Origin of the sequence: Burkholderia sp. LAS2, assembly GCF_018417615.1 — a bacterium.
GTDB lineage: Bacteria > Pseudomonadota > Gammaproteobacteria > Burkholderiales > Burkholderiaceae > Burkholderia > Burkholderia sola.
Genome location: NZ_CP071052.1, coordinates 915,786 through 940,494 on the forward strand (window position 1 = coordinate 915,786; position 24,709 = coordinate 940,494).

The window sequence follows — 24,709 nt, forward strand, 5'->3', positions numbered from 1 at the left end:
GTTCGGGGTCGTCGATGGAAGAATTGCTGCCGTATTACGAACGCGAATTATCGTTTTTGCGGCGCTATTCGCGCGATTTCGCCGAACGCTATCCGAAGATCGCCGCGCGTCTCGCGGTGTCGGGCGAGCACTGCGAGGATCCGCACGTCGAGCGGATGATCGAGTCGTTCGCGCTGCTCGGCGCGCGCATCAACAAGAAGCTCGACGACGACTACCCGGAATTCACCGAAGCGCTGCTGGAAGTGCTGTATCCGCACTACCTGCGGCCCTTCCCGTCGTGCTCGATCGCGCAGTTCACGCCGGCTTCGCCCGGCCAGCAGACCGAGCCGGTCGTGATCGATCGCGGCACCGAGCTCAAGAGCCGCCCGATCCGCGGCGTGCAATGCCGGTTCCGCACCGCCTACGACGTGACGCTCGCGCCGATTCGCATCTCGGAGGCGCGCTATACGCCGGTCGCGCTCGCGCCGAGCGCGACGGTGCTGCCGTCGAACGCGACGGGCGTGATCTCGATCACGTTCGAATCGCTCGCCGCGCAGCTCGATCTCGGCGCGCTGAAGCTGTCGACGCTGCGCGCGCATCTGCACGGCGAGCAGTCGTTCGTCGCCGCGCTGACCGACTGCCTGTTCGTCAACGTGCTCGGCGCGTATGTCGAGCCGGAACGCAACGGCCGCTGGACCGCGCTGCGCAAGCTGCCGATCGCGCAGGCCGGCTTCGACGAGGACGACGCGCTGATCGACTATCCGGCGAAATCGCATCCCGCGTACCGGCTGCTCACCGAATACTTCGCGTTTCCCGACAAGTTCGATTTCGTCGACTTCGACCTCGCGGCGATCGCACGTGCATCGGGCCGCTGCCAGCGCGCGACGCTGCATCTCGTGCTGCAAGACGTGCGCAGCGATTCGCACGTCGCGCGCCTGCTGGAGTTGCTGACCGCAAGCCATTTCCGGCTGTTCTGCACGCCGATCGTCAACCTGTTCCGCCAGCACGGCGAGCCGATCCGCATCACGCACCGCGCGGTGTCGTATCCGGTGATCGCCGAGGCGCGGCGCGCATTCGCGTACGAGGTGTACTCGATCGATTCGGTGAAGCTCGTCCGGCAGCAGGCGCACGAGGAATCGGTGATCGAGTTCCGCCCGTTCTATTCGCTGCATCACGGCGAATCGGCGCGGATCGGCCATTACTGGTTCGCGCGTCGCAACGACTGGGTCGCGCAGAAGAGCCCCGGTTACGAAACCGAGATCTCGATCGTCGACATCGACTTCGAGCCGACGTCGCCGCAAACCGACACGCTGAGCCTCGACCTCACCTGCACGAACCGCGACCTGCCGGCGATGCTGGCGTTCGGCCTCGAAGGCGGCGACCTGTTCCAGGAAGGCGGCGCGCAGACGAGCGGCATCTCGATGCTGCGCCGCCCGACGCAGAGCGTGCGCTTCGAGCGCGGCCGCGCCGCTCACTGGCGGCTCGTGTCGCACCTCGCGCTCAATCACGTGTCGCTCGTCGCGCACGGCCTCGCGCCGCTGAAGGAAATGCTGACGCTGTACGACCTGCGACGCACGGCCGTGTCGATGCGCCAGATCGACGGCCTGGCCGGCGTCGAGCAGCGCGGCGCCGTGCAGTGGCTGCCCGGCAAGCCGTTCGCGACCTTCGTGCGCGGCATCGAGATCCGGCTGACGATCGACGAGGAACACTTCGTCGGCGCGAGCCTCGCGTCGTTCGTGCGCGTGCTCGACAGCTTCTTCGGGCTGTACGTCCACCTCAACAGTTTCGTTCAATTGGTCGTCGTGTCGAAGCGCACCGGCGAGGAGATCATCCGATGCAAGCCCCGAACCGGCGAATCGATCCTGGCGTAGTCGACGCGCTGCTCGACGAGCCGCATCGCTTCGAGTTCTTCCAGGCGGTGCGCGTGCTCGAAGGGCTGTTCGCGCGGCAGGCGTCGGATGCGCCCGGCGCGTGGCGGCAGGGCGACGTGGTCGCGCAGCGCATCGCATTCCGCAACACGCTGTCGCTCGGCTTCCCGCCGAGCGAGATCGAAGGCGCGCGCTCGTTCGACGGCGACGGCGCGCCGCTGAACTCGGACGAGCAGCGCGGCGCCGCGCTGGCCGCCGGCGAGCTCGGTCGCGTCGAGCTGACGCCCGCGTTCTTCGGGCTGCTCGGCGGGCAGGGCGCGCTGCCGCTGCACTACACCGAACAGATCGTCGCGCGCGAGCACCTGCGGCGCGACCACGCGGCGCGCGCGTTCTTCGACGTGTTCTCGAACCGCGCGACCGCGCTGTTCTATGCGGCGTGGAAGAAATACCGACTGCCGTTCCATTACGAACTCGACCGCGACGAGCGCTACCTGCCGCTGTTGCTCGCGATCGCGGGCGTGCCGAGCGACGAGGTGCGCGACAGTCTCGCGGCCGGCCCGGGCGGCGTGCTCGACGAAGCCGTGGCCGGCTACGCGCTCGCCGCGCGGCACCGGCCGATGTCGGCCGCCTACCTGCAACGCACGCTGTCCGATTACTTCCGCGTGCCGGTGAATATCGACCAGTTCGTCGGCAAGTGGTACGACGTGCCGCCCGACCAGCTGAGCGTGCTCGGCGAAGTCAACGCGGTGCTCGGTGCGACGGCGCTCGTCGGCGAGCGCGTGTGGCAGCGCGACATGCGCGCGCGGATCGTCGTCGGCCCGCTGTCCAAGCGCGACTACGAGGCGTTCCTGCCCGGCGGCGCGCACGCCGTCGCGCTCGAACGGATGCTGACGCTGCTCGCCGGCGTCACGCTCGAGTACGAGGTGAAGCTCGTGCTCAAGCGCACGGAAGTCGGCGCGAGCGTGCTCGGCGCGGGTTCGCGGCTCGGGTGGGACGCGTTCCTGTGCACGCGCGACGCGCTCGAGGACCGCTCGGACGCCCGCTACGAACTGCACGTGATTCACTGACCTAACAACAACACGCAATCGAACCTGAGATCGACGCCATGAGCACGCCTCTGAAGACCCTGATCACGAAACTGAACCCGCTGTGCCGCCACGCGACCGAGCGGGCGGCGAGCGCGTGCCTGGCGCGCGGCCATTACGAGGTCGATCTGGAACACCTGTTCCTCGCGTTGCTCGACGAAGCGACGGGCGACCTGCCGCTCGCCTTGCGCGCGAGCCGCGTCGATCCGCATGCGCTGCATGCCGATCTCGAACGCGAGCTCACGCGCCTGAAGACGGGCAACACGCGCACGCCGGTGTTCTCCGTGCACCTGATCGCGCTGTTCGAGCAGGCGTGGCTGATCGCGTCGCTCGATTCGCAGCTCGGCCGCATCCGGTCGGGGCATCTGCTGCTCGCGCTGCTGACCGCGCCGGATCTCGCGCAGTTCGCGCAGCGGATGTCGTCGCGGTTCGCGGAAATGAACGTGACGGACCTGAAGCACAAGTTCGACGAAATCATGGCCGGCTCGAGCGAAGCCGAGCCGCACCAGGCGGACGACGAGGGCAGCGACGCCGCGCCGGCCGCCGACGGCTTTGCACCCGCGGCCAGCCCGTCGAAGACGCCCGCGCTCGACACGTACACGACCAACCTCACGCAGCGCGCGCGCGACGGCAAGATCGACCCGGTGATCGGCCGCGAAGCCGAGATCCGCCAGGCGATCGACATCCTGATGCGCCGCCGCCAGAACAACCCGATCATGACCGGCGAGGCCGGCGTCGGCAAAACGGCGGTCGTCGAAGGGCTCGCGCTGCGGATCGCGGCCGACGACGTACCGCCGCCGTTGCGCGGCGTCGCGTTGCACGTGCTCGACATGGGGCTGCTGCAGGCCGGCGCGAGCGTGAAGGGCGAGTTCGAGAACCGGCTGAAGAGCGTGATCGACGAGGTGAAGAAGAGTGCGCACCCGATCATCCTGTTCATCGACGAGGCGCACACGATCATCGGCGCGGGCGGCCAGGCCGGCCAGAACGACGCCGCGAACCTGCTGAAGCCGGCGCTCGCGCGCGGCGAGTTGCGCACGATCGCCGCGACGACGTGGAGCGAATACAAGAAGTACTTCGAGAAGGATGCGGCGCTCGCGCGGCGCTTTCAGGTCGTGAAGGTCGAGGAGCCGAGCGAGCCGCTGGCCGCCGCGATGCTGCGCGGGATGTCGGGCCTGATGGAGAAGCACTTCAACGTGCGGATTCTCGACGATGCGATCACCGAGGCCGTGCGCCTGTCGCACCGCTACATCAGCGGCCGCCAGCTGCCGGACAAGGCGATCAGCGTGCTCGACACCGCGTGCGCGAAGGTCGCGCTCGCGCACAGCGCGACGCCGGCCGCGATCGACGATACGAAGAAGCGCATCGAGCGCATCGATGCGGAAATCGCGTCGCTGGAGCGCGAGGCGGCGGGCGGCGCGGCGCACGACGAGCGGCTCGGCGAGCTGCGCGGCGCGCGCGAAACGGCGCTCGAACACCTGGCGAAGGACGAAGCACGCTATGAGGCCGAGCGCGTGATCGTCGCCGAGATCACCGAACTGCGCGACGCGCTCGACAAGGCGCGCGGACCGTCGGAAGACGGCGAACCCGTCGATGTGCCGGCCACGCGCGAGAAGTTGACCGAACGCGTCGCGGCGCTGCATGCGCTGCAAGGCGGCGAGCCGATGGTGCCGCTGCAGGTCGACGGCCACGTCGTCGCCGAGATCGTCGCCGCGTGGACGGGCATTCCGCTCGGCCGGATGGTGAAGGATGAAATCGACACCGTGCTGAACCTGCAGCCGCTGCTGACCGCGCGCGTGATCGGCCAGGACCATGCGCTGGAGGCGATCGCGCAGCGCGTGCGCACCGCGACCGCGAACCTCGAGGATCCGAACAAGCCGCGCGGCGTGTTCATGTTCGTCGGGCCGTCGGGCGTCGGCAAGACCGAGACGGCGCTGGCGCTGGCCGACATCCTGTACGGCGGCGAGCGCAAGATGGTCACGATCAACATGAGCGAGTACCAGGAAGCGCACAGCGTGTCGGGCCTGAAGGGCTCGCCGCCCGGCTACGTCGGTTACGGCGAGGGCGGCGTGCTGACCGAGGCCGTGCGCCGCAACCCGTATTCCGTCGTGCTGCTCGACGAGGTCGAGAAGGCGCACCCGGACGTGCTCGAGATGTTCTTCCAGGTGTTCGACAAGGGCACGATGGACGACGCGGAAGGGCGCGAGATCGACTTCCGCAACACGCTGATCATCCTGACGTCGAACGTCGGCTCGGCCGCGGTGATGCAGGCCTGCCTGAACAAGCCGGCCGAGGAATTGCCCGATCCGGACGCGCTCGCCGAGACGCTGCGTCCGCAGCTGTACAAGACCTTCAAGCCGGCGTTCCTTGGCCGGATGAAGGTCGTGCCGTACTACCCGATTTCCGACGACGTGCTGGCCGAGATCATCGAGCTGAAGCTCGAACGCATCCGCCGCCGGATCGAGGCGAACCACAAGGCCGCGTTCGAATGGGACGAATCGCTCGTCGACGCGGTGCTCGCGCGCTGCACCGAGGTCGATTCGGGCGCCCGCAACGTCGACCACATCCTGAACGGCACGCTGCTGCCGGAGATCGCGGGCCACGTGCTCGGCCGGATCGCCGACGGCGCGGCCATCGCGCGCATCGCGGTGCGTGCGGACGAGGCCGGCGAATTCGCGTACACCGTCGAATGAGCCCCACGCGCGACATCTGATGCATCAACGGATTCACTGAACCATGCCGATCAATCTCCCCGAGCTGCTGACGCCGATCAGCGACGCGTCGCCCAGCGGCGACGACCTGCTGTTTTCGAACGAATTCGACGCGATCCAGGACGCGCGGCGCTACGACGACCCGACGCTCGACCAGGGCGAATGGGTGACCGAGATCAAGGAGGCCGACTGGGGCTTCGTCGTCGATCATGCGGGCGAGCTGCTGCGCACGCGCACGAAGGACCTGCGGCTCGCCGTATGGCTGACCGAGGCACTCGCGCTCGAGGACGGCATCACGGGCCTCACCGAAGGCTATGCGCTGCTCGAGGGCCTGTGCCGCGACTTCTGGGACACCTTCCACCCGCTGCCCGAGGACGACGACATCGAGCACCGGCTCGGCAACGTCGCATGGTTGTCCGGCCGCACGGCCGAGCTGCTGCGCGCGGTGCCGCTGACGGACGGCGCATCGAATGCGTTCAGCACGCTCGACTGGGAAGTCGCGCAGCACGTCGCGCAGTCGATCAAGCGCGATCCCGAGCACGCGGACGACATCGCGCGCGGCAAGCCGTCGATCGAGCAGATCGATGCGTCGCGGCGCGTGACGTCGATCGCGTTCTACACGGCGCTGCTGGCGAACCTGAAGGCGTTCGAATTCGCGCTCGATGCGTTCGAGGAGCGGCTCGTCGAGCGAGCGGGCGATTCGGCGCCGAGCTTCCGGCAGGCGCGCGACGCGTTCGAGACCGTGTACCGGCTCGCCGAGCGCTTTGCGCGCGAACAGGGCTATACGGGCAGCGCGCCGCACACGCAGGCGGCGCCGCAGGCCCAGTCAGAACGCATCGAGCCGGTGTTCGGCCAGCCGATCCAGACCGAGGAGACTCACGTGCAGCAGCAGACCGCTTCGCGTCCTCCGGTGACGCAGATGATCGCCGGCATCCAGAACCGTGCGCAGGCCGTCGACCAGTTGCGTGCGGTGGCGCGCTATTTCCGTCAGACCGAGCCGCACAGCCCGGTCGCGTATCTCGCCGACAAGGCGGCCGAATGGGCCGACATGCCGCTGCACAAGTGGCTCGAGAGCGTCGTGAAGGACGACGGCTCGCTGTCGCATATTCGCGAGCTGCTGGGGGTGAGGCCCGACGAGCAGGCGTGAACGCACGACGGGCGGCGCATCGCTGCCACCGCCCGTCGTGTGCCGCGCCGCTTCGCCGTTGAGCCAGCGGTCGGCCGAATCCCCGTTACTGCCCCACCCGGAACTCGATCCGCCGATTCCTCGCCCTGCCATCCGCCGTATCATTCGGCGCGATCGGCTGATCCGGCCCGACCCCCGTCGTCGTCATCTGCTGCGGCGGAATGCTCTTCGTGATCAGATAACCCTTCACCGCATCCGCGCGCGCCTGGCTCAGCGCGATGTTCGACGTCCGGTTCCCCGAATTGTCGGTGTGGCCGATGATGTCGACCGTGCGGTTCTGCATCTTCGCGAGCGCGGCCGCCATCTGGTCGAGGATCAGCTTGCCTTGCGGCGTCAGCGTCGCGCTGCCGGTCTCGAACTCGATCGTCCGGTTCGCGAGCGTCTGGTCGAGCACGCCCTGTTCGGACGCCGACACGCGCAGCCCGTTCTTGATCGTGTACGTCGGGTTCAGCGTGTTCGCCATGTCGCTCGCGAGCTGCTGGCGCTGCGCCTCGTTGTGCACCTCGCCCTTCATCTCGATCTGCGTGCCATTGATTTTCAACTGGCCCTTGCTGATCTGCTTGAGCTGCGCGCCGAGCAGCTTCTGCACGTTCGCGCTCCAGTTCGGCGGCGTCGCGACGTCGCCCACCTCGACCTGGTCGACGACGTTCGTCGCGCCGTAGGTGTCGCGCAGCTTCTGCAGCACGGCGGCCTTGGTCGCTTCGTCGGGCACCTTGCCGCCGACAACCACCTGGCCGGGCGTTGCATTCGCGGGCGGCGGCGCGATCGTGCCGGCGGTGGTGCCGTGCACCACCGTGCCCGACGCGCCGCCGGCGTTCGGGTTCGCCTGCGGCAGCGCGGTCGTCGCGACCGTGCCGTTGCCGACCGGCGTGACGGTCGCGCCCGTGTTCTGCGCGAAGGCCGCGCCGCTCGCGACGAGGCCGGCCGCGAACAGCGCGGCGAGGGCGGGCGAGACGGCGGACGACAGGCGCGCGCGCCGGACCTGAATCGTGCGATGCATGCCGTCAGCCTCCGATGAACGCTTCGCGGAACGCGTCGATGGCGACACGCAGCGAGAGTTGCGGTTGGTCGAGGTAGCTGACGAGCTTGCTGATCTGGTGATCGTTTTGCGCATGGGCGTCGATCCACTCGGGATCGTCGATGTCGATGTTGTGGGCGGCGTAGGTCTGCGGGTCGACGACGCTCAGCAGCGTCTTCGCCGACGCGCCGTTGAAGCCAATGATGAGCCGTTCGCGTTCGGCGATCGTGCCGATGAAGATCGCCAGCTCGAAGTCGGCCTGCGCGACGAACGGCGCGATCAGCTCGAGCCAGAACGCGGCGACGAGGCTGCGGTAGAACGGATCGACCGGCAGCGGCAGCGTGAGGCCGCGTTCGATGTGCGACGAGCCGCTCTGCATCACCGGCCGCAGCAGCGAGCCGAGCGCGAGCATCGCGCCGCGCAGCCGCACCGGATGACCGCTTTCGAGCAGCATCTCCTGCAGGCCGTGCAGCGACTGGTGTTCGACGAAATCGTTGAAGGTGCCGTCATGCGACGTGCCGGGGCCGCCGACGTCGATCGGCACCTGCGTGTCGCCGAGCGCCTGCAGCGCGCCGGGCGGCTCGTCCTTGCCGAGCAGCGGCGGGATCTGCGCGGCGACGCGCGACCACAGCCGCGCGAACGCGAGCGGGCTGCGCGCGAGGAACGCCAGCGGCCGGTCGACCTCCAGCGCGGTGGCGCCGAGGAACGGGAAGCGGCGCATCGACACGTCGTGGCTCGCGACCATGTGGCCCGCGATCGCGAGCTTGCTGCGCGAACCGAGGAACGCGAAATGCATCGGCTTCGCGTCCTCGTAGACGATCTTCCAGCGCGGATCTTCCGCGAGCAGCTCGAGCGCCTGCGCGATCCAGCGATCGAGCGTCTGCAGCAGCTGCGGATTGTGCGCGCTCTTCACGAAGTCGCCGCGCGACGGAATCTTGCCGAAGTAGGCGATTTGCGCCTGTACGGTTTGCGTCATTGCGCCCTCTGTGCATTCGTTGCGTTGGCGGCCGCGACGGCCGGCGCGGCACCCGGCGTGCCGGTGCCGGCTTGCGTCGCGTTCTGCGCGGCGCCTGCGCTCGCGTCGGCGACCGACGACGGCAGCTGCAGGCCGCGCAGGCTTTGCTGCTGCGGCTGGTCGCCGCCACCGGCCGACGGTTGCGACGTACTGATGATGCGCATCGTCACCGACACGTTCACGCTGCCCTGTGCCCACGTCAGGTCGAAGGTGCCGTCCGGACGGCGCTTGCGCTGCGCCGAGTTGATCAGCTTCTCGAGACCGTAGCGGCCCGGCTCGTTGACGAGCTGCACCGTGCGGCCGTCGAAGGTCGTCGCGGACAGCGTCGCGCCCGGCGCGCCCTGCGGGTTCGGCCACACGAAGTTGGTCCACTGCGGCGGCGTGTTGCGGTAGCGCAGTTGCTGGCCGTCGATCGCGATCGTGTATTCCGTCGTGCCCGTGCTCGGTTGCGGCAGGATCTGGAACACGGTCTGCGGCTCGGACGACGCGGCCGCGCTGCCGGCGGCGCCGCCCGCGAGCGGCGCGACCCAGCGTGCGAAGCCGTTCGTGAAGTCCGGCGTGAGCCCGATGCCCATGTCGCCCCACGTGCGGGCGGCGAGCGTGTCGCCGCGGCGCACCGCGAGCGGCCCGAGCGTCGTGCCGACGAACTTCGCGATCGAGCCGTCCGGGCCGAACACCTGCGCGATCTCGCCGGCGCCGGCCTCGACCTTCGCGTTCGCCGCGAACGGGTACTTGGTCGCGAGCGAGCTCTGGAACGGCTGGTAGACCTGCGCGTTCCACACCTTGTTGACTTCGGCGCTGGCCGGCTGGATCACGACCGCGAACGCCTGCATCAGCGGCCGCACCAGCAGCGGGCGCAGCGACTTGCGTTGCGAATCGGTCAGGCCCGTCAGCATCTGCTCGTCGACGAGCTTCAGCGAATCGGCGAGTTCCGAACCGCTGCCGTCGAGCGTCTGCTGCATCAGCTGGCGCGCGCCCGGCCCCGGGTCGCCCTGGTTCTTGATCACGTTGAAGCGGGTGCGGACCTTCGACAGCGACTCCATGTAGCCCTTCAGCATCGACGTGCCGTCATGCGTCGCGACGATCCGCGCGAGCCCAACGAACTCCTGGCCGACCGGACCCATCGGCACCTCGGCCGGATTGCCGTTGATGTCGATGTTGGCTGCCGCCATCTGGCCGGCCTGCGAGCGCGTGAACAGTTGCTTGACCCAGTTCACGACGCCCGTCTGCGCCTTCTTGATCGTCACGTTCGCGAGCGACGGGTTGTCCCACGACGTCTGGTCGTACGCGGTCTCGAGGATCTTGCGGATCGGCGAATCCTGCGGGTCGCCGAGGCGGTTCATCCCGTCGACGGCCTGGCCGAAGCTGGTGAAGCCCTGGACCGCGATGCCCTGCATGAATTTCTGCCAGTGCTGCGCGTACTCGGTCTTGTACATGCCGACGAGCGTCTTCTGGATCTGCTCGGGGCTGCCCTCGAGCGTCAGGTCGTCCTGCGTCGACGTGTTGAGCACCCAGTCCTTCGCCTGCAGTTCCTTGGTCGCCGCATCGCGGATCGCCGGCTGCACGTAGTCGAACCACGCTTCACGCGTGAACGTGCCCGGAATCGCATAGCTGCCTGCCACGAGCCCCTGGTTGCCGTCGCCGACGATGCGCGCGATGGTCATCGGCGCGAAGCGGGTCGACGCACGGGCCTTGATTTCCTCGTACACGCGCTGGCGGGCCGGCATGCCGCGCACGACGCGGCGCAGGTTCTCGCGGGTCTGGTCGACGAGCGCGAGGTTCGCGTCGATCATCGGCCAGTCGTTGTCGTTCACGCGCGACAGGTAGAACGAGATCATGCGCTCGGCGCTCCGGATCATCTCGTCGCGCGGCATGTTGCCGCGATTCGTCTCGAGCCAGCCGCGCCAGAAGCGGGCGAGCTGGTCGGTCAGGTGCGCCTGCTCGACGTGACGCTTGTCGGACAGCATCAGGTAGGTCTTCAGCGCGTTGTACGCGTCCTGCACGTTGGTCGGCGACGCGTCGCTGTAGAGGCCGCCCTGCGGCGCGGCGGGCTGCTGCGGGGCGGCGGCCGGCGCGGCGCCCGACGCGGCCAGCACGGCGCCGGCCTGCGGCGCGGCGCCTGCCGCGTTCGTCGACACCGGCATCGTGCCGCCCTGCACGGCGCCCGATTCCGGCGGGCGCGTCATCGGCACGAGCTGCTCGGGGTGCGCGTTCACGTCCTTCATGAACGACGCGAGGTTCTGCGATACGGGGGCCAGCAGGATCTGGCGCACGCCGTTGTAGTACTCGGTCAGCAGGTGCTGCTCGAGACGGTCGCCCTGGTACAGGCCGAGCGACACCGACAGCGGCTTGTCGCGGCGGAACTGTTCGAGCTGCTCGATCCGGTCTTCCAGGATGTCCATCGCCTGCAGGCGCGACTGCAGGTCGTTGCGGCCCTGCTGCAGGCGCGTGACGTTGTCGAGGTCGGCCTGCACGTTCGACACGAGCTGCTGGTTGCCGATCGTCGACCAGGTCCAGCCGCCGAGCGCGAGCGCGAGCGCCGCGACGAAGCCGAAGAAGGTCGCGTAGCGCAGCCGCGTCTTGGTCGGGCTCGCGAACTGGCGCACCGTCTGGCGGTCGGCGAAGATCACCTTCGAGAACAGGTCGCGCAGGAAGAAGCCGTTCTTCGAGAACGCGCTGTGCGGTTTCGGCAGCGCGCTGCCGTCGAGGCCGAAGCGGTGCGCGATGCGCTGCGCGGCCGCGCTGTTGGTTTCGCCTTCCTGCAGCGCGCTGGTGAAGTAGAAACCGCGGAAGATCGGCTTGTACTGGAACGGGTTGTTCTCGAACAGCGTCGCGAGGAATGCGCGCAGCGACGGCTTGATCGTCGAGAATTCGAGCGGGAAGCTCAGCTGGCCCGGCGACAGCTGGTTGCCGCGCGACAGCGACAGCTGCGCGACGCTGATTTCCTTCAGCCCTTCGTAGAGTTCCTCGAAGTGCGTGTCGAACTGCGCGACGACGTCGCGCTTGTCGTCGGGCTCGTAGGGCAGCGTCGCGCCCCACACGCGGTCGTACTCGTGCTTGTCGCTGCTGCTGAAGAATTCGGTGAAGCCGGTGATCAGGTCGGCCTTCGTGAACATCACGTAGACCGGCGCGAACACTTCGAGCTTTTCCGTCAGTTCCTGAACGCGCTGACGAAGGTTTTTCGCGAGGTTGATCGCGAATTCCGGGCGGTTGCCGGTGAGTTCGGCGATGCTGGCCGTGACGATGATGCCGTTGATCGGCGCCTTCGGACGGTAGCGCTTGAGCAGCCCGAGGAAGCCGAGCCACTCGCTGCGGTCTTCCTCGTGCACCGAATAGCGGCCGGCCGTGTCGAGCAGGATCCCCTCGGTCGTGAAGAACCAGTCGCAGTTGCGGGTGCCGCCGATGCCGTGGATCACGGCGCTGTTCTTGTCCGCGAACGGGAATTGCAGGCCAGAATTGAGCACGGCGCTGCTCTTGCCCGCGGCCGGGTTGCCGATCACGATGTACCACGGCAGTTCGTACAGCGCGGAGCCGCCCGACACCTGGCCGATCTTCGACGTCTTGATCGTCTTCACCGCGTCCGACAGGCGCGTGCGCAGCACGTCGAGGTCGGCCGTCTTCGCGTCCGGCGCGAGCGCGGCGGCGGCCGGTGCGGCGATCTTGCCGGTTTCCGCCTGCTCTTCCAGCACCTGGCCGAGCTGCTGGTTCGCGCGCTTCACGCGCCAGCGGCGCCACAGCGCGACGACGAGCCACAGCGCGAGGACCGCCGCGAACGCGATCGCCGCCCACAGGAGCGGCAGCTGCAACATGTCGGCGACGATGAACAGGATGGCCGCTAGCGCGACGATCCCGACGATCGAGAGCGTACGCGGATGAGTCAGCACGTTGAGGATGCGTTGCATAGGACGTTCAGGTTCCGGTGCGATTCGATGAGGCGACGCAGGCGCGCCGAGCGGCAAGGGTGGCGCCGCGATGTGTCGCCATGCTGTCAAACGGGATGAAGGAGGCTGGCATCAATGCGCTCGCGGCATCGGAGCAGGCGCGCGCATTAACGAAAGGACGCTGTGAGATTTAAAACGGAAGCGGCGGCCGGAAAAAATCGCGCACCGGAATGCCCGATTGTTTGCGCCGCCCAAATCGTTTCCTGCCGGGTGATTAAAAAGCCCCATGCCGCCCTCATTATTTCTTGTCCGGCAGCGCTGACTAGCTGCCGCGTCCCAGTTTAAAACCGGGTTTATGGTATTCCACGTGCCCGAGATCCATCATTTTCCATCGGCCGCCCCAGGTCAGGCCGACTTGCTCGGCGACCTGGCCGTACAACTGGTAGCCGCGCATCGCCCACGGATCTTTCTCGGAAATGACCAGCTTGCCGTCGCGCAGGAACGCGTTGTCGGCCGCCAGCCCGAACTGGTGATAACTCTGGAAGGCCGCCGCATTGGTCACGTTCGTGCCCATCTGCGCAAGCCGGTTCTGTCGTTCCGGGCTCCGGTAGCCTTCCAGCAGCGCCATTTCATAACCATGTTGTTCGTGCATGATCTTGTAGACCAGCAGCAAACGCGTCCGGAAATCCGGGTCCAGCAGGTTCCAGTCGCGGCTTGCGTCCTTCAGCGCCGGGCGGACCTGTTCGACTTCCTTCGTGGCAAAGACTTCCGGCGGCAACGGCGGCGGCGGCACGAGTTGTTCGCCCTGCAACAGCGCGGCGATCTTCTCGTCGGGCACGCGCGCGGTGTCGTCGTACTGAAATAATTGCCGACCGCGTAACGCAATGGCCACCAATGGCGGCGTCGCAAGAATACCTGCCGACACCATAATCATCAAGCGCCGCCGAACCAGTAAATTTTGCACGTCACTAAATGCACCGCGCGTCACGCTTGCCGATTTAACAATCTGACTCCGCGCGCGGGCGGCGCGAGCGTTCGCACGGCGCGTGAGACGGCCGTGAAACTGGGCCACGGATTCGAAAACGGTCGCGCGGATACCCGGTAAAAGCAACAGTGCCGCGATGGCGACGGCAAGGGCGAAATAGGCGACGAGTGCGACGGCAATCAACGAAATCCCCGGAAATTGGAATTGATTGTGTTTTGCAATGCTTGCTCTTAGAATCAGGCTGCTTCGAGAGGCCGGGCTATATTATCGCGGTGAATTAAACCAGGATTCAATGAGACGCTGAATGAGTGCGCCGGAAAATTCAAATTCGAAAACTCCGCCCAGCCTGCTGTCCGATACTAAACCGGCAGGCGAGGGAGGACCTCGGCAGTCGCGCATTCTCGCGGATCTGGAAGGGCGTGTCACGCCGCCCGCCGAGCCGCCGCGCCGTTCGCTGAAGGCGCCGATCGCCGCCGTCGTGGCGTTGGTCGTGGCCGTCGGCGGCTGGGGCGCGTGGCGCATGCAGCAGTCGCCGGGCGAGCAGCCTGCCGCGATCGCGGCCGCGCCGGCACCGGCGGCGGCTGCGCCGGCCAAGGCCGCACCGGCCAGCGGCGGCGCCGCGCAGGTCGCGCAGAATGGCGCATCCGCTGCACCGGCCGCGCAACCGGCCACGATCGTCAACGACGATTCGGCGTCCCAGACCGTTGCATCCGCATCCGCTTCCGCCGCGGACAACAGCCGCCTGTCGCGTGCGCTCGCCAACGGCACCGACGAGGGTTCGGGCGCGGCGGCCACGGCCGGCGTCGCCGCAACGGCGGCTGCCGCGGCAGCGGCGACGACCAAGACGGCGAAGGCCGACGCGTCGAAGAGCACGAAGGCCGCGGCCCACGGCAAGACCGATGCGAAGGCCGACACGAAGGCCGAAGCCCGCAAGCATCGCAAGGAACAGCAGGCCGAGCTCGCGCAGGCGAAGAAGCGCCGCGAAGCGGCGCCGACCCGAACCGCGAAGGCGGGCGCGAAGGACGATCCGGATGCCGATCTGCTCGCCGCGCTCGTCGCGCGCACGAAGCCGGCCGACAAGAAACTCGCCGCCCAGAAGGCGCAGGCCGTGCCGACCAAGACGGCCGCGACCGGCGGCTCGCTGGGGACGCGCGTGAAGGAGTGTTCGGAGCGCGGTTTCTTCGAGGATCAGCTGTGCCGCTGGCGCGTGTGCGACGGCCACTGGGGCAAGGATCCCGCGTGCCCGAGCGCCGCGCAGTCGGAGACGCGGCAGTAACGCGCGTCGCGCACGCCACGATGCTTCCCTGTCAGCGCCGCCCATCGGGCGGCGCGTTGATTTCGGAGGCGCGGAGAAGCTGCCGGTATGATGCCGCGTGACGCTGTCACGAACGCGTCACGCCCGTCGGGCATACGTTTCCTTTCTTTTCCCGGCGCGGGTCCGCGACCCGCGATGTGCGGCGCGCCGCGCGCCGCACCCCCTTCGACACGATGGACCTGATCGTACAGACTTACGGCGCCGATACGTCCGGCATGGTGTGCGGATTCCGCTTCGTTCCGGGCGGCGCCGGCGCGCTGCTCGATGCCGACGCGGCCGCCGCGTGGCTGCGCACGTGCCGCGAGCACGGCGCGGCCGCATCGGGCGATTTCGTCTGGCTGCATTTCAATCTCGCGCACGGCGCGAGCGAGCGCTGGATGCGCACGCATCTCGGGCTGCCCGACAGCTTCTTCGAATTCCTGCACGAAGGCTCGCGCTCGACGCGCATCGAGCAGGAGGACGGCGCGTTGCGCGCGATCGTCAACGACGTGATGTTCAATCTCGAGCTCACGCCGTCGGAGATCGCGACGCTGTTCGTCCACGTCGAGCGGCGCATCATGGTGACCGCGCGGCTCAAGCCGCTGCGCTCGGTCGACACGCTGCGCGCGTCCGTGCGCGACGGCGAGCTGTTCCGCTCGCCCGCGGAGCTGCTCGTGCATCTGCTGCGCGATCAGGCCGACCTGCTGATCCAGATCATGCGGCGCACGAGCATCGACGTCGACCGCATCGAGGATCGCTTCCTGTCGCAGCGGCTCACGTCGAGCCGCAGCGAGCTCGGCGCGATGCGCCGCACGCTGACGCGCCTGCAGCGCATGCTCGCGCCGGAGCCCGGCTCGGTCTTCCGGCTGCTCGCGAAGCCGCCCGCGTGGCTGCACACGGAAGACGTGCAGGAGCTGCGCGAGTCGACCGAGGAATTCTCGCTGGTGCTCGCCGATCTGGCGGGGCTCAACGAGCGGATCAAGCTGCTGCAGGAAGAGATCGGTTCGCGCCTCGACGAGCAGAACAACCGGACGCTGTTCACGCTGACGCTCGTCACCGTGATCGCGCTGCCGATCAACATCGTCGCGGGCTTCTTCGGGATGAACGTCGGCGGCGTGCCGTTCTCGGAGAACAAGCACGGCTTCTGGCTGATGGTGCTGCTCGTTGCCGGCTTCACCGCGCTGGCCGCGTGGTGGGCGTTCCGACGCCGCGACGATCGCTAGCGCGGCATCGGGCGTCGCATCAACGCAGCAGCGCGATCGCGCGTTCGCCGATCACCATCCCGAGCAGGCCGACGAGCGCAACGAGCGGCGGGGCCGGCGAGCGCACGTGCAGCAGCGCGTACAACACGCCGACACCGATGCCCACCGCGAGCGAGGTCACGTAATCCATCATGGCGGTCTCCTGTAGGTCCGGCGTCAGGGCTTGAGGATGACGCGCTCGCGCGCGCCGGCCAGCACCGCGCGATACGCGTCGTGCGCACGCTCGAGCGGGTACACGTGGTCGTCGCCGATCGGGAACGGGCGCAGCGTGCCGTTGCCGAAGCCGGGCGCGAGCGTGTCGAGGATCTGCGCGACCGCGGCCGCGCCGAGCTGCAGCGAATCGATGCCCACGAACGTGTGCTGGCCGCGATAGAACGAAAAGATGTCGAACGGCACGCTGCGCTCGATCGTCGAGATGAAGATCTGCCGCGCGCCGATCGCCATCGACGCGTTCGCCGCGTCGAAATACGGGCTGCCGACCGTGTTGTAGACGACGTCCGCGCCGTGGCCGCCGGTCAACTCGCGCACCGCGTCGGCCACCGTGCGGCTCGACGCGTCGATCATGTGGACGTCGCCCGACGCGTGACCGCGATAGTCGCCGGGCCCGCGCTCGACGCCGATCACGGTCGCGCCGCGCGCGGTGGAGAGCTGGATCGCGGCCTGACCGACCTTGCCGTTCGCGCCGAACACGAGCACGACGTCGTCGGCCGTCGGCATCCCGGCGCGACGGAGGCCTTCGTACGCGGTGACGAACGGCACGCCGACGCCGGCCGCCTCGTCGAGCGTCAGCACGCCCGGCTTGCGACGCACGTGCGCGGCGTCCAGCACGAGCCATTCCGCATGCGAACCGTCGCGCCCGACGCCGAGATCGCCGCCCGAGCCCCACACCGGCGCGCCGATCCAGTCGTCGGGGCCGCTGCGCACGATCCCGGCCCAGTCGCGCCCTGGTGTGCGCGGCCACACCGCATGCGGCATGCGGCCGAGCGCGGCCTTCACGTCGCTCGGATTCACGCCGGCCGCGCGCACCTCGATCAGCACCTGGCCGTCGGCCGGTACGGGCGGGGCGATGTCCCGGACCCGCGCGTCGAGCGACTCGATGTCGGCGGCGGGGGTGTCGAAGCGGATGCTGCGCATGATGATCTCCGTGAAGATGGCGGCTGCCCGGCCCGGCGGGCCGGCGCGTGCGGCGGATGAAACCGGTGAATGCAGTCTAGTGGGCCCGGTTTGACACGGAAACGTGCAAAGGTGGATGATTGTTTTGCGTTATCCGCATAGCCAAATCAGCAGGCCCCCGCATGGACGACTTCCTTTCCCCGCACCTCGCGCTGTTCGTCGACGTGGTCGATCAGCAGAGCTTCTCGGCGGCCGCGCGCCGGCTCGGCGTCGCCGCGTCGTCGGTCACGCGGCGCATCGACCGGCTCGAGACGCAGCTCGGCATCCGGCTCCTGCATCGCACCACGCACGCGCTGCGGCCGACCGAGGCCGGGCAGCTTCTATATGGGCGCGCGGCCCGCATGCTGGCCGAACTGCGCGGACTACAGGAAGACCTGCACAGCCAGCACGACGAACCGGGCGGCCTGCTGCGCATCGACTGTCCGGCGCCGTTCGGCCGGCGGCACCTGATGGCTGCGCTGGCCGCGTTCATGCAGCGTCATCCGGCGCTGCAGGTCGATCTCGTGCTGACCGACAGCATGGTCGACCTGCAGGGCGCACGGCTGGGCTCCGACGTCGATCTCGCGGTGCGCATCGGCCCGCTCGAGGACACGCGTTTCGTCGCGACGGTGCTGGCGCCGCAGCGGCGCGTGCTGTGCGCGAGCGCGGCCTACCTCGCCCGGCGCGGCGAGCCCGCCTCGCCCGACGCGCTCGCCGGCCACGACTGTCTCGCGTGGCATGGCGCACCGCCGCCCGGCGCATGGCGCTTCGGCGAGCGCCGTCACGTGCCGGCGCAGCCGCGGTTTCGCAGCAATCATTCGGAAGCGTTGCTCGAGGCGGCGATCGACGGGCTCGGTCTCGCGCACCTGCCGACCTGGCTCGTGGCGGACGCGCTGCGCGACGGACGGTTGCGCGCGCTGCTGCCGCAGTACGCGGCGGCGCCCGAGCCGGCGACGATTCACGTGCTGCGTCAGCAGCCGCGCGGCAGTGCGCGCACGTCGCGGCTCGTCGCGTTCCTCGCCACGTGGTTCGCGCAGCCGGCGTGGGATGCCGCATGGGCGTGACGGTCGGCGAACGCCGTGCCGCATGAAAAAAGGGCCTCGCATGCGAGGCCCGTCAACAGGTCGGAGAAACCGGTACGCCGGCCGGCGCCGCGGGGCGCGCGGCGCCGGCCGGATCTGCACCGTTACTGCGTTACTACCTTGCGCGGCTTGAAGAGGCCCTGGTATTGCCGTGCCGGGCGTTCCTTCGTCACCGGCTCGATGCCGCCGAAGGTCGGCGTCTGGCGCAGCTTCATCGCGGCCGGCGAAGCGACCGAGCCGATCGACGTCGAGCGCGAAGCCGGCGCGAGGTTGTTCGCGACGAGCAGCGCCGCTTCGCTCTTCAGGTTTGCCAGCAGCACCGGATCGGTCGAGCCGTTCACCTGCGTGAGCAGCCCGCTCCACGCCGCGTCGCTGTAGTTCACGACGTAGTAGTCGAGACCGCTCGGGTCGGCGACCACGCCCGTGCAGCCGTCGATCCGCGTCTGCGCCTGCGTGTCCTTCAGCGCGAGCGTCGTGCGTTTCGCGAGACCCTGGCCGTACGCGAGCGTGATCGGCACCGTCCATTGCAGGCCCGGATACGCGTTCTTGTTCGGGAACGGCTGCTGTTTCAGCGTGACGATCGTCTGGTTCTTCGTCATGTCGCACTGCGTGTCGAGCGAGATCAGCGGCACGCCGGTCTGACGCACGTAGCTGTCGCCGATCGGGCCGACCGACTGGCCGCTTTCCTTCGACAGCGCGTCCCACAGACGCTTCGGCGTCCCGTTGCCGAACGAGTAGTCGACCAGGTACTGCTGGAGACCCTTGCGCAGCGTCTGCTCACCGAGATAGTTCTCGAGCGTCTTCAGCACGTGGCCGCCCTTGTCGTACGTGAACGCGCTCGCGCTCAGCACGAAGTCGTTCGACGCCCAGTCGTTGAAGTTCGGCGCGACCGGGAACGCGTTCGGGCCGATGTCACGATTGATCACGCGATACTTGTTCTTCACCTGGTCGAGCCAGCTGAACTCGTCGGGGAAGAACTGGATCGTCGTCTTCGTCTCGAAGAACGTCGCGAACGATTCGTTGAGCCACACGTTGTCCCACCAGTCGGTCGTCACGAGATCGCCGAACCACTGGTGCGCCACTTCGTGCGTCAGCACTTCGTTGCCGTAGCGCGACATCGGCTGGCCCGGCTGCGGCAGGATGTCGTCGGCGAATTCGAGGATCGAGCCCCAGTTCTCCATTCCGCCGAAATTCAGGTCCTTCTGCTCCTTGAACGCGTCGTTCGCGGCCACCGTGTCGAACTTCGTCAGCGGCAGCGGGATGCCCGTGTAGCGGTAGTAGTAGTCGAGCGCCTGCTTGGTGCGGTCCATCGCCGGCTTCGCCCAGTCGCTCATGCCCGGCGGCGTGAACACGCGCAGGTGCAGGCCGCCCTTGCCGCCCGGCAGCGGGCTCGTGAAGTCGTCCTCGTAGGTGTCGAACAGGCCGCCGCCGAAGAACAGCAGGTACGACGGCATCGGCGGGGTCTTCTCGAACTGCACGAGCTTGTAGCCGCCGCCGACGTTGGTCGACGGCTTCTCGGCCGCGTTCGACACGACGCGCCAGTTCTGCGGCACTTCGGCCGTCACTTCATAGGTCGGGCGGAACGCCGGCTCGTCCCAGCCCGGGAACCACTGGCGCGACAGGTTGGTTTCGCCCTGCGTCAGGATCGCGCCGCTCGTCTTGCCATCCGTGCCCTTCAGGTCGACGCGGAACACGCCTTCTGCGGCCGAGCAGCCCGGGTACGGATCGTCGCCGCAGCTGCCGCCCGTCTGGTTGACCGGATCGTCATACGACTTGAAGTTGATGATGCCCGACCACTCCATGTGCAGCGAATAGTTGCCCGGTGCGATCGTGCCGGCAGTGGGGCGCAGCTGATAGAAGTCGCCCTTGTCCTGCGGCGTCGCGATCAGCTGGATGTTGCCCGGCTGCAGCGTGATGCGGCCGTTGGTGAACTTGATCCGGTGGCCGGCGATCACGATGTTGTTGACCGGCTTCAGCACCTTGATCTCGACGTCGGCGCGGCCGTCGAACGCGTTCAACGCGTCGTTCGGGCGGAACCACAGCCGGTAGTTCACAGGCACCACGGTGTCCGGCAATTCGACAGGCGGGACGCTCTTGTCGATGTTCGAGGCGCTCGGCGGCGCGGTGACGGCGGGCGACGAGCCCGTATGCGGCGCGCCGGCGGAGCTGAGCGCGGAAGCGGAGCCCGCACCGCCGTCGTCGCCGCCGCACCCGGCGAGCGCGAGTGCGGCGACGAGCGGCAGATAACGCATCTTGCGAATATGAATCGACATGACTGAAACCTCGATTGTTGAATGAATCGTTCAGTGCTGCGAAAACACCGGCAAAAGCGATCCCCTCGCCGTTTAATCAACAGCGAAAAAATGCCAATGACGGATTATTCGAAAAAGACGGCGGCCGACTACGTGAAGGTAATCATGGTTTACTGCCCCCTCTGAATTTCCGGATGTCGTTTAACTGGCCGGTTCAAAATGGCCGGGCGCGTGTTGTACTGAATTGATTTCGCGCGCACGACACGGGGCCGCGCGCCCGGCGCGGGCGCGCAATCCCTTTGAACCGACGACCTACGGGGCTGGCCGGGCCAGGCCGCAGGACGGATGGACAGCGTGTCGCCGTCCCGTAAATTCGCCGTCATGCGGCTTCAAGGTTTGTCGGCTTGCTCCAAGGATGCGTAAATATACTTGATGGTTTTGGGTAAAGGAAACGAAAAATTTAGAAAGAGCATCTATTGAATTCCGGGCGCTTCATTGAATGCTGGAAGTCATTAATGCGATTTCCGTTTAGCCGGAAATTTCGTAGTTTTAATCTATTAACGATCTTGCGTTGCCGCGGAAACTACGAAATCCGGTGACGGGCGGCACGGCCGGTACAGGCTCGGTCGGTACAATGCAGCGACGCGCCCCGTTCACCGCTTGCCGCGAGGAGACCTTCCCATGCCACGTACCCTATCCCGTCTCGCGCCGCTGCGCGCCGTGCTGCTGCTGTTCGTCGTCGGGTTCCTGCTGGGCGGTTGCGCGGGGCTCATGCGCGAGCCGGTGCGCGTGTCGGTCGCCGGGCTCGACCCGCTCGTCGGGCAGGGTCTCGAGATGCGCTTCAGCCTGAAGTTGCGCGTGCAGAATCCGACCGATGCGCCGATCGACTACGACGGCATCTCGGTCTCGCTCGACCTGAACGGCACGCCGTTCGCGAGCGGCGTCAGCGACCGGGCGGGCACCGTGCCGCGGTTCGGCGAGGCCGTGCTCGACGTGCCGGTTTCGGTGTCGGCGTTCGCGGCTGCGCGGCAGGCGTGGAACCTGCCCGGCGCGGCCGCGAACGGCGAACTGCCGTATGCGCTGCGCGGCCGCCTCGCGGGCAGCGGGCTGGGCACCGTACACTTCAGCGACGCGGGCACGCTGCGCCTGCCGACCCTGCCGGGGTGGGGCGGATAGATCGTTCGGCCAACTTCAACGTCGGTCAAATGTGTCTGAAAATTCACCATTTAACATTCTTTGACGCTTATCTTTGTGATATGTCGACTTTTGTCGATGGACCTCCTTACACTTGCGGATGTCCGAGGGTCGGACATTCTTTTAGGGGAATTCCATGGCGGCAAAATTCGAGCTCAAGAAGGCCACGAACGGCCAGTACTACTTCCACCTGAAGTCGGCGAACGGCGAGATCATCCTCGCGAGCGAGCGGTACGAGGAGAAAAGCGGCGCGAGAAACGGGATCGCGTCCGTGCGGGAAAACGCGCCGCTTGACGAGCGCTACGAGCGCAAGCTCGCCCACAACGGTGAGCCCATGTTCAACCTGAAGGCAGCGAACCACCAGGTCATCGGCACGAGCGAAACGTACAGCAGCGCGCAGGCACGCGACAACGGCATCGCGGCCGTCAAGCGCGATGCGCCCACTGCGGAAACCTACGATCTCGGCTGATTGACGGTGGCGCCGCGCGGATGCCTTCGGGCGGCCGTCGCGGCGCCCGTTTTGCCGGGTCGGGCAAAGCGCGGTATGGTGTGGTCCGCGCGGTGAATTCTCGCCGCCGTTGAAGCCAACCGTACCGAGTTCGCGTGACCGATTTCCCCCTTTTCCACTGGACCGACGCCGACGGCGTCGATCATGCCGTGCGCTGGCGTTCCGAAGCCGGCGTGCAACCGCCGAAGCGCGCGGTGCCCGCCGACGACCGCCTCACGGCCGATGCGGCCTACCGTCTCGCTTGCGAGGGCGCCGCGCTCGTCTGGCAGGGCGACTTCCAGAATGCGCGCCAGCTCCTGCAGGCGATGGCGCGCCGTGTCGAACGCAAACCGAAGAAGGCGAAAGCCGCGGCCGGCGTCGATGCGTTCAACCTGCATCGTCTCGCGCAATCGCAGCGCGCCCGCACGCTCGGCATGCTGCTGATCCCGCTGGACGCCGATTACACGATCCCGCTGCGCCGCGCGCCCGACGTGCGGGCGGCCTGCGAGGAGGCGTACGGCCCCGGCGGTGTGCCGTCGGTCGTGTCGCTGCGCGAACTGCTCGGCCTCGTCGGCGCGCACGAGTGGCGCAAGAAGGGCGTGCCGATCCCGGCGCTCGGCGGCGCGCCGATCCATCCGCACTACGGCGTGTTCTCGCCGGTGCGCGGCGAATACGTCGAGCTCGTCGCGCGCGCGCCGCTGCCGGCGACGTCGCTCGCGTTCGATATCGGCACGGGCACCGGCGTGCTGGCGGCGGTGCTCGTGTCGCGCGGCGTCGAGCGCGTCGTCGCGACCGACCAGGATCCGCGCGCGCTCGCCTGCGCGCGCGAGAACGTCGCGCGGCTCGGCCATGCGGGCCAGGTCGAGATCGTCGAGGCCGACCTGTTTCCTACCGGCCGTGCGCCGCTCGTGGTCTGCAACCCGCCATGGGTGCCGGCCCGGCCGAGCGCGCCGATCGAATACGCGGTCTACGACCCGGACAGCCGCATGCTGCGCGGTTTCCTCGCGGGGCTGGCCGCGCATCTGGAGCCGGGCGGCGAGGGCTGGTTGATCCTGTCCGATTTCGCCGAGCATCTCGGGCTGCGGCCGCGCGACACCTTGCTGCAATGGATCGACGAAGCCGGTCTCGTCGTGCTCGGCCGCGACGACATCCGCCCCGCGCATCCGAAGTCGACAGACGCCGACGATCCGCTGCATGCGGCGCGTCGCGCCGAGGTCACGTCGCTGTGGCGGCTGGGCGCCCGGGCCTGACCGCGTATTTTCGGTAAACTACCGCCATTCCTCACGAATTTCCGCCGCCGGGCCGTGGTCGACCGACCGTGGCCCGGCGGCGCTTCACGATGTCGAACAAGACCCACGAAATCCGCCCGGAGCAGTCCGTCGAGCTGCTGAAGGAACTGCACATCCTCACCCGCGACGGGAAGCTGAACCAGGACAGCCGCCGCAAGCTGAAGCAGGTCTATCACCTGTTCCAGTTCATCGAGCCGCTGCTCGCCGGCGTGCAGGCCGACAAGGGCCACGTGACGCTCGTCGATCACGGTGCCGGCAAGTCGTATCTCGGTTTCATCCTGTACGACCTGTTCTTCAAGCAGCAGCCGGGGCACGGCACACCGGCGTTCGCGTCGCACGTGTACGGCATCGAGACGCGCGAAGAACTCGTCGCGCGCTCGACCGAGCTTGCCGCGCGGCTCGGGTTCGGCGGCATGTCGTTCCTGAACCTGTCGGTCGCCGATTCGATCACGTCGCCGCAACTGCCCGACACGGTCGACGTCGTCACCGCGCTGCATGCGTGCGACACGGCGACCGACGACGCGATCCGCTTCGCGCTCGCGAAGCGCGCGCAGCACATCGTGCTGGTGCCGTGCTGCCAGGCGGAAGTCGCGGGCGTGCTGCGCAGGAACAAGGGCAAGTCGCTCGCGAATGCGCTGACCGAGGTGTGGCGGCATCCGCTGCATACGCGCGAATTCGGCAGCCAGATCACCAACGTGCTGCGCTGCCTGCAGCTCGAGGCGCATGGCTACCAGGTCAGCGTGACCGAGCTCGTCGGCTGGGAGCATTCGATGAAGAACGAGCTGATCATCGCGCAGTACAAGAACCTGCCGCGCCGCAAGCCGGGCGAGCGATTGAACGAGATCCTCGCGATGTTCGGGCTGGCCGAGCTGAACGAGCGCTTCTTCGTCGCGCAAGCCGCCGCGGCGGGCGACGCCGCCGTCGAGCCGGCCGAAGGCTGACGCGGTCGCGCGGGCATGGCGCCCGCGCCGC

Annotated in this window: 19 protein-coding genes; 12 read left to right on the forward strand and 7 right to left on the reverse strand. The window is 67.9% G+C overall.

Annotated features, from left to right (window positions below; all coding sequences use genetic code 11):
• Positions 1-14: 14 nt before the first annotated feature.
• Genes tssF through tssA form a run of 4 tightly spaced genes read left to right on the forward strand, consistent with a single transcriptional unit; the run spans position 15 to position 6,787 of the window.
• A complete protein-coding gene (gene tssF, locus JYG37_RS04305; RefSeq protein WP_050013101.1) occupies positions 15-1,850 on the forward strand; it encodes a type VI secretion system baseplate subunit TssF in 1,836 nt (611 codons plus the stop codon).
• Positions 1,814-2,914, forward strand: coding sequence for a type VI secretion system baseplate subunit TssG (gene tssG / locus JYG37_RS04310; RefSeq protein ID WP_050013100.1), 1,101 nt, complete (start codon positions 1,814-1,816; stop codon positions 2,912-2,914). Before tssF ends, tssG begins: the two co-directional genes overlap by 37 nt.
• Positions 2,915-2,952: 38 nt before the next feature.
• Positions 2,953-5,622 (forward strand): type VI secretion system ATPase TssH, encoded by a 2,670-nt coding sequence (tssH, locus tag JYG37_RS04315; RefSeq protein WP_204383634.1) that lies wholly within the window; start codon positions 2,953-2,955, stop codon positions 5,620-5,622.
• Between the two features lie 43 nt (positions 5,623-5,665).
• Complete coding sequence (gene tssA, locus JYG37_RS04320; protein WP_050013098.1) at positions 5,666-6,787, forward strand: type VI secretion system protein TssA; 1,122 nt, start codon at positions 5,666-5,668, stop codon at positions 6,785-6,787.
• Between the two features lie 85 nt (positions 6,788-6,872).
• Here the strand turns inward: tssA and JYG37_RS04325 are convergent, their stop codons facing one another.
• The 4 genes from JYG37_RS04325 to JYG37_RS04340 form a co-directional block, all read right to left on the reverse strand.
• Positions 6,873-7,826 carry an OmpA family protein gene (locus JYG37_RS04325; RefSeq protein WP_050013097.1) on the reverse strand — a complete coding sequence of 318 codons (954 nt, stop codon included), beginning with the start codon at positions 7,824-7,826 and terminating at the stop codon, positions 6,873-6,875.
• 4 nt (positions 7,827-7,830) lie between these two features.
• Entirely contained in the window at positions 7,831-8,820 is a 990-nt protein-coding gene (gene tagF / locus JYG37_RS04330) for a type VI secretion system-associated protein TagF (protein WP_050013096.1), read from the reverse strand.
• The gene (tssM, locus tag JYG37_RS04335; RefSeq protein ID WP_124680775.1) at positions 8,817-12,761 is read right to left on the reverse strand and encodes a type VI secretion system membrane subunit TssM; all 3,945 of its coding nucleotides are present in this window, start codon (positions 12,759-12,761) and stop codon (positions 8,817-8,819) included. Before tssM ends, tagF begins: the two co-directional genes overlap by 4 nt.
• 301 nt (positions 12,762-13,062) lie before the next feature.
• Positions 13,063-13,908, reverse strand: coding sequence for a M15 family metallopeptidase (locus tag JYG37_RS04340; RefSeq protein WP_050013094.1), 846 nt, complete (start codon positions 13,906-13,908; stop codon positions 13,063-13,065).
• A gap of 121 nt (positions 13,909-14,029) precedes the next feature.
• On the opposite strand from JYG37_RS04340, the gene JYG37_RS04345 reads away from it, so the two are divergent.
• The gene (locus JYG37_RS04345) at positions 14,030-15,001 is read left to right on the forward strand and encodes a cell envelope integrity TolA family protein (protein ID WP_050013093.1); all 972 of its coding nucleotides are present in this window, start codon (positions 14,030-14,032) and stop codon (positions 14,999-15,001) included.
• Positions 15,002-15,213: 212 nt separating this feature from the next.
• Complete coding sequence (locus tag JYG37_RS04350) at positions 15,214-16,242, forward strand: transporter (RefSeq protein ID WP_050013092.1); 1,029 nt, start codon at positions 15,214-15,216, stop codon at positions 16,240-16,242.
• A gap of 19 nt (positions 16,243-16,261) precedes the next feature.
• On the opposite strand, the gene JYG37_RS04355 is transcribed toward JYG37_RS04350, so the two are convergent.
• Both JYG37_RS04355 and JYG37_RS04360 read right to left on the reverse strand, forming a co-directional pair.
• The gene (locus tag JYG37_RS04355; RefSeq protein ID WP_080334215.1) at positions 16,262-16,414 is read right to left on the reverse strand and encodes a DUF1427 family protein; all 153 of its coding nucleotides are present in this window, start codon (positions 16,412-16,414) and stop codon (positions 16,262-16,264) included.
• A 23-nt stretch (positions 16,415-16,437) separates the two neighbouring features.
• Positions 16,438-17,415: a quinone oxidoreductase family protein gene (locus JYG37_RS04360; RefSeq protein WP_050013091.1), complete on the reverse strand. Its 978-nt coding sequence runs from the start codon at positions 17,413-17,415 to the stop codon at positions 16,438-16,440.
• Positions 17,416-17,576: 161 nt separating this feature from the next.
• Here JYG37_RS04360 and JYG37_RS04365 point away from each other — a divergent pair, with 161 nt between their 5' ends.
• Positions 17,577-18,497 carry a LysR family transcriptional regulator gene (locus JYG37_RS04365; RefSeq protein WP_050013090.1) on the forward strand — a complete coding sequence of 307 codons (921 nt, stop codon included), beginning with the start codon at positions 17,577-17,579 and terminating at the stop codon, positions 18,495-18,497.
• Between the two features lie 122 nt (positions 18,498-18,619).
• Here the strand turns inward: JYG37_RS04365 and JYG37_RS04370 are convergent, their stop codons facing one another.
• On the reverse strand, positions 18,620-20,788 hold the full coding sequence (locus tag JYG37_RS04370) for a M1 family metallopeptidase (RefSeq protein ID WP_124594063.1): 2,169 nt from the start codon (positions 20,786-20,788) through the stop codon (positions 18,620-18,622).
• Positions 20,789-20,805: 17 nt separating this feature from the next.
• On the opposite strand from JYG37_RS04370, the gene JYG37_RS04375 reads away from it, so the two are divergent.
• The 5 genes from JYG37_RS04375 to JYG37_RS04395 all read left to right on the forward strand — a co-directional run bounded on the left by JYG37_RS04375 (position 20,806) and on the right by JYG37_RS04395 (position 24,678).
• Positions 20,806-21,015, forward strand: coding sequence for a hypothetical protein (locus JYG37_RS04375; protein ID WP_160300508.1), 210 nt, complete (start codon positions 20,806-20,808; stop codon positions 21,013-21,015).
• A gap of 433 nt (positions 21,016-21,448) precedes the next feature.
• Complete coding sequence (locus JYG37_RS04380; RefSeq protein WP_089488124.1) at positions 21,449-21,943, forward strand: LEA/WHy family protein; 495 nt, start codon at positions 21,449-21,451, stop codon at positions 21,941-21,943.
• Between the two features lie 154 nt (positions 21,944-22,097).
• Positions 22,098-22,430, forward strand: coding sequence for a YegP family protein (locus JYG37_RS04385; protein WP_124557592.1), 333 nt, complete (start codon positions 22,098-22,100; stop codon positions 22,428-22,430).
• Positions 22,431-22,564: 134 nt separating this feature from the next.
• Positions 22,565-23,698 carry a methyltransferase gene (locus tag JYG37_RS04390; RefSeq protein ID WP_176015593.1) on the forward strand — a complete coding sequence of 378 codons (1,134 nt, stop codon included), beginning with the start codon at positions 22,565-22,567 and terminating at the stop codon, positions 23,696-23,698.
• An 89-nt stretch (positions 23,699-23,787) separates the two neighbouring features.
• Positions 23,788-24,678 (forward strand): class I SAM-dependent methyltransferase, encoded by an 891-nt coding sequence (locus JYG37_RS04395; protein WP_050013175.1) that lies wholly within the window; start codon positions 23,788-23,790, stop codon positions 24,676-24,678.
• The last annotated feature ends 31 nt before the right edge of the window (positions 24,679-24,709 follow it).